This is a genomic window from Streptomyces sp. NPDC047706, from assembly GCF_043204795.1.
GTDB lineage: Bacteria > Actinomycetota > Actinomycetes > Streptomycetales > Streptomycetaceae > Streptomyces.
Genome location: NZ_JBIDCW010000017.1, coordinates 156,518 through 170,478, shown reverse-complemented (window position 1 = coordinate 170,478; position 13,961 = coordinate 156,518). Strand labels below are relative to the sequence as shown.

General features: G+C 71.9%; 6 protein-coding genes and 4 pseudogenes. 9 read left to right on the top strand and 1 reads right to left on the bottom strand.

The window, feature by feature from the left end; all coding sequences use genetic code 11:
• Window positions 1-137 (top strand): annotated as a pseudogene (locus ACGF8A_RS21325) (2-oxoacid:ferredoxin oxidoreductase subunit beta); the annotation flags it as partial.
• A gap of 91 nt (window positions 138-228) precedes the next feature.
• Here ACGF8A_RS21325 and ACGF8A_RS21320 read toward each other — a convergent pair.
• The gene (locus tag ACGF8A_RS21320; RefSeq protein ID WP_393110383.1) at window positions 229-633 is read right to left on the bottom strand and encodes a hypothetical protein; all 405 of its coding nucleotides are present in this window, start codon (window positions 631-633) and stop codon (window positions 229-231) included.
• Here ACGF8A_RS21320 and sbnA point away from each other — a divergent pair.
• The 8 genes and pseudogenes from sbnA to ACGF8A_RS21280 all read left to right on the top strand — a co-directional run bounded on the left by sbnA (window position 571) and on the right by ACGF8A_RS21280 (window position 13,488).
• A pseudogene (sbnA, locus tag ACGF8A_RS21315) lies at window positions 571-1,833 on the top strand (2,3-diaminopropionate biosynthesis protein SbnA). The gene ACGF8A_RS21320 and the pseudogene sbnA sit on opposite strands and share 63 nt — an antisense overlap.
• 650 nt (window positions 1,834-2,483) lie before the next feature.
• Window positions 2,484-3,467 (top strand): annotated as a pseudogene (locus tag ACGF8A_RS21310) (hydroxyacid dehydrogenase); the annotation flags it as partial.
• A 151-nt stretch (window positions 3,468-3,618) separates the two neighbouring features.
• Window positions 3,619-5,094, top strand: a complete 1,476-nt coding sequence (zwf, locus tag ACGF8A_RS21305; protein ID WP_393110381.1) for a glucose-6-phosphate dehydrogenase — start codon at window positions 3,619-3,621, stop codon at window positions 5,092-5,094.
• 3 nt (window positions 5,095-5,097) lie between these two features.
• A complete protein-coding gene (locus ACGF8A_RS21300) occupies window positions 5,098-5,844 on the top strand; it encodes a beta-phosphoglucomutase family hydrolase (protein WP_393110379.1) in 747 nt (248 codons plus the stop codon).
• Window positions 5,841-8,234, top strand: a complete 2,394-nt coding sequence (locus ACGF8A_RS21295) for a glycoside hydrolase family 65 protein (RefSeq protein WP_393110377.1) — start codon at window positions 5,841-5,843, stop codon at window positions 8,232-8,234. The genes ACGF8A_RS21300 and ACGF8A_RS21295 overlap by 4 nt, the downstream gene beginning before the upstream one ends.
• A gap of 142 nt (window positions 8,235-8,376) precedes the next feature.
• Window positions 8,377-9,105: pseudogene (locus ACGF8A_RS21290) on the top strand (serine/threonine-protein kinase); the annotation flags it as partial.
• 1,018 nt (window positions 9,106-10,123) lie between these two features.
• Window positions 10,124-10,471 carry an ABC transporter substrate-binding protein gene (locus ACGF8A_RS21285; protein WP_393110375.1) on the top strand — a complete coding sequence of 116 codons (348 nt, stop codon included), beginning with the start codon at window positions 10,124-10,126 and terminating at the stop codon, window positions 10,469-10,471.
• Window positions 10,472-10,905: 434 nt separating this feature from the next.
• Complete coding sequence (locus ACGF8A_RS21280) at window positions 10,906-13,488, top strand: Pls/PosA family non-ribosomal peptide synthetase (RefSeq protein WP_393110373.1); 2,583 nt, start codon at window positions 10,906-10,908, stop codon at window positions 13,486-13,488.
• Window positions 13,489-13,961: the final 473 nt, after the last annotated feature.

Here is a 13,961-nt window from a genome sequence, read left to right as displayed (position 1 = left end):
GCGTCTTCCGCGCCGTGCACCGCCCCGTCTACGACACCCGGATGACCGGACAGCTCGACGCCGCCGTCGAGCAGAACGGCAAGGGCGACCTCGCCACACTCCTCGCCGGCGGCGACACCTGGACCGTCGTCGGCTGAACCCCACGACAGCAGCGAGGAAGACCCCCGGCCGCAGCGCACACGCGGCCGGGGCGGATCTGCCGGGGCCGGTGCGGAAGACCGGCGCTCGCTACTTCCCGGAACGCAACGCGTCGAATCGCATGAACCCCGTGAAGCGCGACGCGAACGAGGGCGAGACCTCGTCGTCGAGCGAACCCCGCACGCCCGCCGCCACCTCGGCATCGGGTTCTCCGAACACCTCGAAGCGTTCCACCCGGCAGTGCTTCATCACTTCCCGGATGTACGGTTCGGACATCTTCCAGTGCGCTCGGACCGAATCGGAGTCGCGGTACAGCTGGAAGCTGTGCGCGAGCAGCTTCTGTTCGTCGATGAACACCTCCACCATGACCTGTGGACCGTGCTGTTCCACGAACCGCACCGCCCGGTCGGTGGCTTCCCGATAGGCGTCGAGATGCCCTTCGGTGATGCGCATGGTGTTGCGGAAGAGGAGAATTCCGCTGTCCGGTGCGTCCATGTCATCCACGCTTTCAGCCTCCACGGCGATTGCTCTTCTGACCACGACATTCCACCACGTTCCCCGGTCTGCGCCCGGAGACTCGCCCCGCAAGTGACAAAGTGCGCGGCGCGGTTCGGGCGGCTCCGCCACGAGGGCGGCAGAGTCGAGGAATCCGCTGTTGGGAAGGACGGGGGTCCGGTGCTCTATCGGAATGCTCATGAACTGGTGCTGGACAGTGTCTTCCTGGACTTGGACGGATTCTTTCCGCACATCGATCTGAAGTTGAAAATCGAAGGCCTCAATCCAGCCGACTCCATCAAAATCGAGGCCGCGATCGGTCTCATCGAGGACGCGGAGCGCAAGGGCCGGCTGAGGCCGGGCGGGCGGGTCATCGAGTCGTCCTCCGGAAACCTCGGCATCGCGCTCAGCTCGGTCTGCGCCGCCCGCGGTTACGCCTTCACCTGTGTCGTCGACCCCAACACCTAGCGCCAGAGCGTCGGCCTGATGGAGGCGTTCGGCGCGGACGTCGTGGTGGTCACCGAACGCGACGCCAACGGGGGGTACTTGCAGACCCGGATCGACTACATCCACGAGCGACTGCGCCAGGACGCCTCGCTGGTGTGGCCGAACCAGTACGCCAACCCCGCCAATCCGCGCGCCCATTACGAGCGCACCGCGGCCGCCATCGCCCGGCAGGGCTGGACGGTCGACCACCTGTACATCGGCGCCGGCACCACCGGAACGCTCATGGGCTGCACCGACTACTTCCGCGAGCACTCCCCGCACACCCGGATCGTCGCCGTCGACTCGGTGGGTTCGGTGACGTTCGGCGCGCCCCCCGGAAAGCGGCACATCCCCGGGCTCGGCACCAGCCGGCGTCCCGAGATCTTCCGCTCGGGGCGGGTCGACGAGGCGATCCTGGTCCCGGAGTTCGAGGCCGTGCGGATGTGCCGCCGGCTCGCCACCGAACGCGGCATCGCCCTGGGCGGCTCGACCGGCTCGGTCCTGGCCGCCGTGGAGCGCACCGGCGACCGCCTGGAGCCGGGCAGCACGCCGAGGCCGCCAAGGGCCTCGGTGCCAGTCCCCTCAAGTCCGCCCTCGAAGTGCTGCGCGACCAGCGGGACGTCCTGCGCCACGCCGTCGACTTCGGCGGCCTGGACGAGAAGTCGCACGACGAGTTCTACGGGGCCTTCACCGCGGTCCTCAACCGTGCCGTGACCGGCCCGCAACGGGAGCGGCACGGCGAACTCCTCGCCCTGATCGACGCCGGAGTCGTGGAGGTCCCCCTGGGACCGGAGCCCGAGGTGACCTGGGACGGGAACGCCGGCGCCTGGCGGCTGTCCTCGACCCGCTTCACCCAGCGGTACACCACCCACGCCGACTGGCTGTGCCACGCCACGTCGGGCCAGCCCGACGTGGACCACACCGGCAGCGCCCTGCTCACCCAGCTGCGCGACAGCGGCCGCATCCGCCGCCACCGCGCCCGGGCGAGCAGCAGCCGCGGCGTGGACATCACCCCGCAGCAGCACCCCGTGGGACGCGACGGCACCGTGGACCGGCGCCCTGTGGATCCTCGGCCCGCTCTGCGAGGGAGCCACGTTCTGCAACCACTACGTCCCCTCTCCCGGCGGCATCTCACGTGCCCTGCTGGACGCGGACCGCTGCGTGCGCGCCCTGCTCGGCACCGCCGCCCCCGGGTACCGACCGCACGTCACCACCGAGGCCGCCCTGTGAACGCCTTCCTGGCCGCCCTGCCCATCCTGACCACCCTCGGCCTGCTCGCCGTCAGGGTCCGCGCCCTGTACGCCGCCCTGGCGGCCCTGGGCACCGCCGCCGAGCCGCCCGTCTACGCCCAGAAAGGGCACACCATGTCCAGGCCCCTCGTCCTGATCGCCGACCGGCTGTCGCCCGCCGCCTTGGACGCACTCGGCACCGGCGTCGAGGTCCGCCACTGCGACGGCACCGACCGCGCCGGACTCCTCGCCGCCGACGCCGACGCGCTCCTGATCCGCAGCGGCACGCGGGCGGACGCCGAGGTCATCGGCGCCGCCCGCCGCCTGAAGGTCATCGGGCGCGCCGGCGTCGGCCTCGACAACGTCGACATCCCCGCCGCCACGGCCGCCGGCGTGCTGGTGGTGAACGCGCCGGCCGCGAACGTCGTCAGCGCCGCCGAGATGACCTGCGCCCTCATCCTGGCCGTCGCCCGCAACCTGCCCCAGGCCGACGGCGCGCTGCGCGCGGGCTCATGGCAGCGCGGCCGGTTCACCGGCACCGAACTCGCCGGCAAGACCCTGGGCATCGTGGGCCTCGGCCGCATCGGCCGTCTGGTGGCCACCCGCATGCGGGCCTTCGACATGAACGTCCTCGCCCACGACCCCTATGTGCCGGACACGGACGGCCCGGCGCCCCTGGTGACCCTGGACGAACTCCTGACGCGATCCGACTTCGTGACGGTCCACCTGCCGAGGACGCCCGAGACCACGGGCCTGATCGGCGCTGCGGAGCTGGGCCGGGCCAAGCCCGGCGCCTACTTCGTCAACGTCGCGCGCGGGGGCATCGTCGACGAGGCAGCCCTGCACACCGCGGTGACCACCGGGCAGATCGCCGGCGCCGCCCTCGACGTCCACGCCGACGAACCCTGCACCGACTCGCCGCTGCTGGGCCTCGACAACGTCATCACCACGCCCCACCTCGGCGCGAGCACCGCGGAGGCCCAGGACAGGGCGGGCACCACGGTCGCCGCCTCCGTGCTGCGCGCCCTCGCCGGCCAACCGGTCCCCGACGCGGCGAACAGCCCCGCCCGCATCCTCGACGACCTGCTGCCGAGCCCCTTGACCGCGGCGGCCGCCCGCTGACCCGCGTGCCCGGGGCCGGGGCGACCCCCCGGCCCCGGGGGTCGCCCTCACCGGCCCCCGCCTGGAGCATCCCCACCCGGCCGAATGCGCCCGTCGCCGCTAGCGTGCTGTGCAGGATGTTGCGTCGGCGAGGACGGGGAAGCACACGATGGCCACTGACGACCGGCACGACGTCACCCGCTCCCTCGCCGCGGCAGGGCGGCTGCCCGACGATCACGTGATCGTCATCTGCGGGGCCACCGGCGACCTCGCGCGGCGCAAGCTGCTGCCCGGCCTGTTCCATCTGGCCAAGGCGGGCCTGCTGCCCGCCCGGTACCGCATCGTCGGTACGGCACCCGCCGCCGACGCTCCCGGCGAGGCGGAGTTCCGCGAGCACGCCCGGCAGGCCGTCGCCCGGTTCGGCCGGTCGGCACCCGAGGGTGACCAGTGGGAGGCGTTCGAGCAAGCCCTGTCCTTCGGCTCCGCCGACCCCGGCGACACGGCCCCGCTCCTGGCCGCCGTACGGGAGGCCGAGCGTGCCGTCGGCGGCAGTCCCCGGCGGCTGTTCCATCTGGCCGTGCCGCCGGTCGCCTTCGGCTCCGTCGTCACGATGCTCGGCGCGTCGGGGCTGTCGGAGGGGGCCCGGGTCATCGTCGAGAAGCCGTTCGGCACGGACCTCGCCTCGGCCCGCACCCTGAACGACACCCTGCACGCCGTCTTCGACGAGTCACGGGTGTTCCGCATCGACCACTTCCTCGGCAAGGAGTCCGTCGACAACATCCTGGCCCTGCGCTTCGCCAACGGGATGTTCGAGCCGATCTGGAACCGCGATCACATCAGCCATGTCCAGATCGACGTGCCGGAGAGCATCGACATCCAGGGCCGCGCCCGGTTCTTCGAGGGCACCGGCACCTTCCGGGACATGATCGTCACCCACCTCTTCCAGCTTCTCGGCTTCGTGGCCATGGAACCCCCGGCGGCGCTCGACGCGCGCTCGCTGCGGGAGGAGAAGAACAAGGTCTTCCGCAGCCTGCGGCTCCTGGACCCGGCACATGCGGTGCGCGGCCAGTACGAGGGCTACCGCGGCGAGCAGGAAGTGGCGCCCGCCTCCGACACCGAGACCTTCGCCGCACTCCGCGTCGAGATCGACAACTGGCGCTGGGCCGGGGTGCCGTTCTACCTCCGCTCGGGCAAGGCGCTGGCCGAGGGACGGCACATGGTCACCCTCACCTTCCGGCAGCCACCCCTGCGCATGTTCCCGGCGGCCGCCCACGACGCCGCCGCGGCCGGCTGCGACTCGCTCGCGATCGACTTCGACGATCCCGGCAGGATCACCGCGCGCTTCCTGGCGAAGGAACCCGGACCCGAGATGCGGCTCGGACAGACCGAGATGGTCTTCGACTACGCCGGTTCCTTCGTCCAGGACCACGCCCTGGAGGCCTACGAGCACCTGATCCTGGAGGCCATGCTGGGCGACCAGTCCCTGTTCACCAGCGCCGAGGGCATCGACCGCCTGTGGGAGGTCGCCGAGCCCCTGCTGAAGCACCCGCCGCCGGTCGAACCGTACCCCAGGGGATCCTGGGGGCCAAAGAGCATCCACCGGCTCGTCCGGCCCCACCAGTGGTACCTGCCGGACGGGCGGTGAGCCGTGCTGGGCCTCCCCGATCACGTCCGGGCCTGTCTGTTCGACCTCGACGGAGTGCTGACGCAGACCGCCAAGGTCCACGCCGCCGCCTGGAAGGAGACCTTCGACGCCTTCCTGCGCCGGCGCGCCGACCGGGAGGGCGGCACCTACGTGCCCTTCGACGCCCGCCAGGACTACGACGCCTACGTGGACGGCCGCCCCCGCGAGGACGGAGTGCGCACGTTTCTCGCCTCGCGCGGCATCGAACTGCCCGAGGGCTCACCCGGTGACGGACCCGGCCACGAGTCCGTGCACGGCGTGGGCAACCGCAAGAACGAGCTGGTGCTCCGCATGATCCGCGAGCAGGGCGTCGAGCCGTACGAGGGCTCGGTCGCCTTTCTGCGGGCTGCCCGGGACGCCGGTCTGCGGCGCGCCGTCGTCTCCTCCAGCGCCAACTGCCGTGACGTGCTGGTCGCCGCCGGGATCGAGGACCTGCTGGAGGAGCGCGTGGACGGCATCACCCGGCGCGAGCAGGGGCTGCGCGGCAAGCCCGCCCCCGACACCTATCTCGCCGGTGCCCGCCTGCTCGGCGTCGAACCCGCCGCGGCGGCGGTGTTCGAGGACGCCCTGGCCGGCGTGGAGGCCGGGCACGCGGGTCACTTCGGTGTCGTCGTCGGTGTCGACCGGGTGGGCCAGGCGGCGGAACTGCGCCGGCACGGGGCGGACCTGGTCGTGACCGACCTCGCCCAGCTGCTGGAGGAACCGCGGTGATCACCCACCCGGCCTTCGGCTGCGAGCCCTGGTCCCTGCGCGAGACCGAACTGAGCCTCGACGTCCTCGCCCAGAGCGAGTCCGTGTTCGCCCTGGCCAACGGGCACGTCGGCTGGCGCGGCAACCTCGACGAGGGCGAACCGCACGGACTGCCCGGCGCCTACCTCAACGGCGTCCACGAGGTGCACCCCCTGCCGTACGGGGAGGGCGGCTACGGCTACCCCGAGTCCGGCGAGACGGCTGTCAACGTCACCGACGGAAAGATCATCCGGCTGCTGGTCGACGACGAGCCGTTCGACCTGCGCTACGGCGAACTCGTCGCCCATGAGCGCGTGCTGGACTTCCGCACCGGTCTGCTGAGCAGGACCGCCGAATGGATCAGCCCCGCCGGGACGGCGGCCCGCGTCGCCTCCCGCCGCCTGGTGTCCTTCACCCAGCGGGCGATCGCCGCGGTGGAGTACCTCGTGGAGCCGCTCGGCACCCCGATCACCGTGGCCGTCCAGTCGGAACTGGTCGCCAACGAACAGCTTCCGCGCACCTCCGGCGACCCCCGGGTCTCCGCCGTGATCGACACACCGCTGCGCGCGGAGGAGGACTTCGCCCGGGGCACCCGGCTGCGCCTGCTGCACCGCACCGGGCACAGCGACCAGCGGGTGGGCGTCGCGGCCGACCACCTCGTGCAGGGGCCCGAGGGCACGTGCTGGTCGGCCGAGAGCGAGCCCGACGTCAGCCGCCTCACCGTCACCGCCACGCTGGCCCCCGGCCAGCGGCTCAGACTCGTCAAGTTCGTGGCACACGGCTGGTCGGCCGAGCGGTCGCTGCCCGCCGTCCGCGACCAGGTGGAGGGCGCGGTCGCGACCGCCCGCAGCTCCGGATGGGAGGGCCTGCTCGCCGAACAGCGCCAGTACCTCGACGACTTCTGGTCCCGGGCGGATGTCGAGGTGGACGGCGACGAGCAGATCCAGCAAGCCGTACGCTTCGCGCTGTTCCACGTGCTGCAGGCGGCGGCGCGCGCCGAGCGCCGTGCCGTACCGGCCAAGGGCCTGACGGGCACGGGGTACGACGGACACGCGTTCTGGGACTCGGAGTCGTTCGTGCTTCCCGTCCTCACCTTCACGGCTCCGCACACCGTCGCCTCTGCCCTGCGCTGGCGGCAGGAGACCCTGCCCGCGGCGCTGGAGCGGGCCCGTACGCTCGGCCTGGAGGGAGCGGCGTTCCCCTGGCGGACCATCAGCGGCGCGGAGTGCTCCGCCTACTGGCCCGCCGGCACGGCCGCCTTCCACGTCGACGCCGACATCGCCCACGCGGTGGTGCGGTACGTGGCCGCCACGGGTGACGAGCAGTTCGTGCGCGGGCCCGGCCTGGAGCTCCTCGTGCACACCGCCCGGCTGTGGCACTCGCTGGGCCGCCGGGACGCCGGGGGCGTCTTCCACATCGACGGGGTCACAGGCCCGGACGAGTACAGCGCCATCGCCCGCGACAACCTCTACACCAACCTGATGGCCCGCCGGAACCTGTGGGCGGCCGCGGCCTGCGTGCGGCGGTTCCCCGACGAGGCGGCGGAACTGGGCGCCGCGGCCGAGGAGGCCGCCGCCTGGCAGGACGCCGGGGACCGCATGGCCGTGCCGTACGACGAACAGCTCGGTGTGCACGAGCAGTCGGCCGGGTTCACCACCCTTGAGCGCTGGGACTTCGAGGCGACGGCGCCGGAGCAGTACCCGCTGCTGCTGCACTTCCCCTACTTCGACCTCTACCGCAAACAGGTCGTCAAGCAGGCCGATCTCGTCCTGGCCATGCTCACCTGCCCGGACGCCTTCACCGAGGAGGAGAAGGCCCGGAACTTCGCCTACTACGAGGCCCTCACCGTCCGGGACTCCTCCCTCTCCGCCTGCTGCCAGGCCGTCCTCGCCGCCGAGACCGGGCACCTCCGGCTCGCCTGGGACTACGTGGGGGAGGCCGCCCTGATGGACCTCCAGGACCTGGAGCACAACACGCGGGACGGGCTGCACATCGCCTCCCTCGCGGGGACCTGGGTCGCGCTGGTACTGGGGCTGGGCGGCATGCGCCAGTACGGCGGCGCCGGCGCCGGCGAGCCGATGGTCGGGTTCGCGCCCCGCCTCCCGGAGCAGCTGACCCGGCTCGCCTTCACCGTGCTGATCCGGGGCCGTGGGCTGCGCGTCGAGATCGGCCGGGACGCGGCACGCTACGTCCTGCTGGAGGGCGAGCCCCTTGATCTGCTGCACCACGGCGAACGGCTCACCGTCACGGCCGCCGAGCCGGCCACGCGTGCCATCCCGCCCGCCCCCTCGCGACCGGAGCCCGAGCAGCCCCGCGGCCGCGAGCCGCTGCGCCGCGGACCGGCCGGACCGGCGGACGCGGGAAGCTCGTAAGTCGGACGGCACCTTCGTCCACGAGGTCCGCGACGGGCGGTTCCGGCAACTGGGGTCGCTGTCCGAGCTGGAGCGCGCCTCGCAGACCACGGCATAGCGACGCAACGCCGCTCCGGCACGGCGGCGAGGAAGGCGATCAGGCATGGAACGGCTTCGCCCCTCCGACCCGTCGGAGATCGGCGGCCACCGGCTCGCGGCACGGCTCGGTGCGGGCGGCATGGGAGTCGTGTACCTGGCGCGTTCCGCACACGGCGCCTGGTGCGCGGTCAAGGTGATCCGCGCCGAGCACGCGGACGACCCCGGCTTCCGCGCCCGCTTCCGCCGGGAGGTCGACCTGGCGTCCCGCCTGACCGGGCGCTGGACCGTCCCGGTGGTCGCGGCCGACGCGGAGAGCCGCTCCCCGTGGCTCGCCACCGCGTACGTGCCGGGCCCGTCCCTCGCCGAGGCCGTCGCCCGCAACGGGCCCTGGCCCGAGGAGCAGGTGCGGGCACTGGGCGCCGCGCTGGCCGAGGCGCTGCAGGACGTGCACACGGCGGGGCTGGTCCACCGCGACGTCAAGCCCGCCAACGTGCTGCTCGCCGCCGACGGACCGCGGCTGATCGACTTCGGTACAGCGCGCGGCGTCGGGGCGACCGCCCTCACCGCGGACGGCGTCGTCGTCGGCTCACCCGGCTACCTCTCGCCCGAGCAGGCCCGGGGTGTGTCGGTGGGCCCGCCGAGCGACGTCTTCGCCCTCGGCTGCGTCCTCGCCCACGCGGCCACGGGACATGCCGTGTTCGGCACCGGCGGGGTCGCGAGCGTGCTGTACCGGACCGTGCACGAGGAGCCGGACCTCGACGGCGTACCGCCCGGCCTGCGGCAGCTGGTGCGAGGTTGCCTGGCCAAGGACCCGGACGCCCGCCCCGCCGTGCCCGAACTGCGCCGGGCACTCGGCACGTTCCCCGCGCAGGGCTGGCTGCCCGAAGGGCTGCCCCCGCTCGTGGCGGCCCGGGCCTCACGCGTCCTCGACCTGCCGGTCCCCGAACCCACCGCCGCCGACCCCCCGCGGGCCGCGCCCGGACCCGCCGGTTCTCCCACCCGAAGGCGCCTGCTCACCGGCGCGTCGGTGCTGGGCGTCACCGCCGCCGGCGGCGGTGCCTGGTGGTGGGCCCGCCCCGGCGCGTCCGCCGGGCCGGGCGCCGCGCCACGCCCCCGCCAGGTGGTGGGCCTCCTCGGCGACCGGACCGACGCCGTCCGCACCGCCCACGAACGAGGCGCCCGGCTCGCCGTCGAGCAGCACAGCCGGGACGACCGCCGCACCTTCGACCTCGCCCTGCGTACCGCCGACGACGGCGCCACCGCCGAGGGCTCCGCCCGCGCGGCGGCGCGGCTGGCCGCGGATCCCGAGGTGGCGGTGGTGATCGGTGCCGGGACCAACACGACCGTGCCGGCGGCCGTGGCCGCGTGCGAGCAGGCGCGCGTCACCCTGCTCGTCACGCGCGCGGACACCGACCGGCTCGACGGCGCCAACCTGACCACCACGCTGGTGCTCCGCTCGACCAGGACGGCCGGCCCGCCCGCCGTACTGCGACACCTCAACCGGGTCGTGAAACCCGCGAGGACTGTGGTCGTGCACGACCTCACCGACGCCGCGGAGACCCTCCAGACCGTGCGGATCGTCACCGTCCACGGCAAGCTCGACGGCGAGACCGCCGTGGAAGAGGTCGCCGGGGACGAGGGCTTCACCGGCGTCGCCCGGCGCATCGCCACGCGTGCGCACGACGCGGTCCTGTTCGCGGGCATCCGCCCCGACCGCGCCGCGGCCTGCGCCAGCGCCCTAAGGGACGCCGGCCACCGGGGCGCCCGCGCACGTGGCGGCCGGGCGCTTCCTCACCGAGGCGGAGGGCTGGATGGTCGGCACCGGGTACAACGACGCCGCCGCCGATCCCCGCACCAGGGCCTTCGCCGCCGCCCACCGCGACCGCCACGGCGCCGCGCCGGCGCCGTGGGCGGCCGAGGCCTACGACGCCGTCAGGTTCGCCGCGCACGGCCTGGCCGCCGCCGGCGCCGACGGCCGCTCGGCCCTCCGCTCGGAACTGCTGCGCCGCCCCTGGCAGGGCATCACCCGCCGCGTCAGCTTCGACGCCGGCGGCCAGTACTTCGAGGCCGCCGAGGACGGCGGCGCGTTCCTGTGCCGCGTGCACGACGGTGAGGCCCGCTTCGTCTCCCGCGCGGACGACATCGGCCGGCTTCCTTGACGCGCTGGACCGGGTCGCGGGCGGGCAGACCGTGATCGACCCTGAGGTGGTCCGCCTACCACGGGCAGCCCGCCGGCAGCCGCCTCCAGGAACCGGACCTGTGCAGCCGCTTCTCGCGCGGGCCGCAGCCCACCTCGTCCTGCCGGATGGCGAGAATCCGTGCGGACATGCGCTGTTCACTCATTCAAAAGGCCCCCGTCGACCCAAAGGCCCCGTCGCCGGCCGGATTCCTTTGCGGATCGGTGGTGCAAACCCACGCCATTCGGCGGGGAATTCGTCCATTTTGGGATGGTACGTTGAGTCCGGTGTATACCTGGTGCGGCGTTGCTCTGAGTGATGGAGTCCGATCAGGCAGTGTTCGCGCGGTCTGCTTCCCTCGCAGCGTCGGTTGCGGAAGCCCGTGGCGCCGGCCGGGATGACCAGAGGGAGCTCTCATGATCTACGACGGCGGTGAGGACACCAGCGACTCGCATGCGGCAGCGGCCGGCACCGAGGCGCAGCTGGCGGAGGTGCTGGCGGGCGTGTTGCTCGTGGAGCGGGTGCCGGTCGATGGTCACTTCTTCACGGATCTGGGTGCGGATTCGTTGGTGATGGCGCAGTTCTGTGCGCGGGTGCGCAAGCGGGACGATCTGCCCTCCGTGTCGATGAAGGACATCTATCAGCACTCCACGATCCAGAACCTGGCCGCCTCGCTCACGGACACCGCTTCGCCGGATCCGTCGAGGCCGTCGCCGACTCTTCCGGCGCAGGATGACGCCTCGGCCGGTGAATCGGGAACACCGCCGGCCGGTGTATGGCACCAGGTGCTGTGCGGCGCGACGCAGCTGCTGGTCTTCCTCGGCTTCACCTGCGCGGGTGCCGTGGCCGCCATCCGCGGCTACGAGTGGATCGAGGCCGCTTCAGGCGTGGCCGGCGCGTATCTGCGGGCCGTTCTCTTCGGAGCGGCGGGGTTCCTGGTGCTCTGTGCGCTGCCCGTCGTGGCCAAGTGGACAGTCATCGGCCGTTTCAGCGCCCGCAGGGTCCCCGTGTGGAGCCTTGGCTACTTGCGTTTCTGGTGTGTCAGAACCCTCATACGCATCAGTCCGGTGCGCCTGTTCATGGGATCACCGCTGTACGTGGTGTTCCTGAGGGCTCTCGGCGCGCGCATCGGCGGAGGCGTCACGATCCTCACGCGCAACGTCCCTGTCTGCGCCGATCTGATCTCCATAGGCGAGGGCACGGTCGTCCGCAAGGACGTGTTCATGTCCGGTTACCGGGCGCATGACGGCTGGATCGAGACGGGCCCGGTCACGCTCGGCGCCGACGTGACTATCGGCGAGCAGGCGGTCGTCGACATCGGGACGTCGATGGGCGACGATGCCCAGCTGGGGCACGCTTCCTCGCTGCATTCCGGGCAGTCGGTGCCCGCAGGTGAGTCCTGGCACGGGACGCCGGCCCGGCCGACGAGCACCGATTTCCGGGCCGTCGAGCCCGCGCCGTGCGGAACCCTGCGCCGGTTCCTCTACGGACTGTGGGAACTGCTGGCCGTCCTGCTGCTGTACCTCCCGCTGACGCTGGCCGGCGTCACGATGGTGCTGACCGTCGTGCCGCAGCTCAACGCGGTGGTGACGGCCGGACCGCTGACCTTCACGAGCTGGAAGTTCCTTCTGGAGGCGCTGATCGCTTCCCAGATGGCCTTCCTCGGTGGTCTGCTCGCGCTCCTCGTCATGGTGAGCACGTTGCCTCGCCTGCTCTCCATGGTGATAAAGCCGGGCAGGGTCTATCACCTGTGCGGCTTTCACCACAGCATCCAGCGGGCGGTCGTGAGGCTGACCAACATCAGGTTCCTCGTCCTGCTGTTCGGCGACAGCTCAGCGATCGTGCACTACCTGCGGTCGGTCGGATACGACCTGCGCCGGGTGCGGCAGACGGGGTCGAACTTCGGCTCGCTGGTCAAACACGACACCCCGTACCTGACCCATGTGGGCACCGGCACCATGGTGGCCGACGGCCTGTCTGTCATCAACGCCGACTTCTCCAGCGCGTCCTTCCGGTACTCCGGGGCCGAGATCGGGACGAACAGCTTCCTCGGGAACAACATCGCCTATCCCGCTCGTGCCCGGATCGGCGACAACTGCCTGCTCGCGACGAAGGTCATGGTCCCCGTCGACGGGCCCGTCCGCGAAGGCGTCGGCCTGCTGGGCTCACCCAGCTTCGAGATCCCGCGGACCGTGTTCCGTGACAGTCAGTTCGACCACCTCGCCACGGGTGACGAGCTGCGCCGCCGCCTCGCCGCCAAGAACCGGCACAACGCGCTGACAGCCTGCCTGTTCCTGCTGATGCACTGGTTCCACTTCTTCGTGTTCGTGCTTGTCGCGACGGCCGCGGTGGACCTCTACCACCGCTTCGGCGCGGTGGTGTTCGCCCTGGCGGGCCTGGTCAGCGTGTCGTTCACCGTCGGCTTCTTCGCCTTGGTCGAGCGGGTCATCACCGCCCGGCAGCCGCTGAAGCCGCTGTACTGCTCGATCTACGACCCGTCCTTCTGGCGGCACGAGCGCTTCTGGAAGCTGACTACTCACCGGTACATGCAGGTCTTCAACGGCACCCCGTTCAAGGCCCTGATCTGGCGGCTGCTGGGCGTCAGGATCGGCCGCCGGGTCTTCGACGACGGCTGCTCGCTGATCGAGCGGACCCTCGTCAGCATCGGCGACGGATGCACCCTCAACGCCGGGACGGTCGTCCAGTGCCACTCGCAGGAGGACGGCGCCTTCAAGTCCGACCGCATCACCATCGGCGCCGGTGTGACCCTCGGGGTCGGCGCGTTCGTCCACTACGGGACCATCGTGGGCGACCGGGCCCAACTCGCCGCCGATTCCTTCCTGATGAAGGGCGAGGAGGTACCCGCCCGTGCGTGGTGGAGCGGCAACCCGGCCCAGGAGGCCGAGGCCGTCGACGTGCACGGAACACACGGAACAGAACGCACTGTCCGTTCCGGGCAGCGCCCGGGCCGCATCCGGACCGAGACCATTAGCGACTGAAGGGCGCTCTGAATCGAGCCGTGACGCGTCGGCCGGTGTACACGAATGTGGCCCAGCACGTGACAATCCGCGTACGGCACGCAAGGGAGAACCCACGGCCGGCAGAAGTCTGCGGACTCCGGTGGAAGGGTCTGACGGGTGAACGAGACACCACCGAACACCCTGCAATACCGCCTTGACGGGCGGGAAGACGCCCAGTACTGATCTTGGGTCCCTCACTGGGCACGGCCTGGCACAGTTGCAGAGACCCTCGGGTTACAACGCCGGCGCGGGCGCCGTCGCCCTCGTTTTTGTCCTCCTGGGAGCCACCCGAAGCAAGGGCACAGCGACGGCACGCGTTACGGCCGACGCGCAACACACGCCCCAGGGACTTGGTGCCATCAGCCAGGACACATCCCTTTGCTGACGCAAATCTCTGGTCGGTCGGGGCCTGGGCAGACGGTTCCCGGGAGCGGTGCAGGAATCCTGCCCGC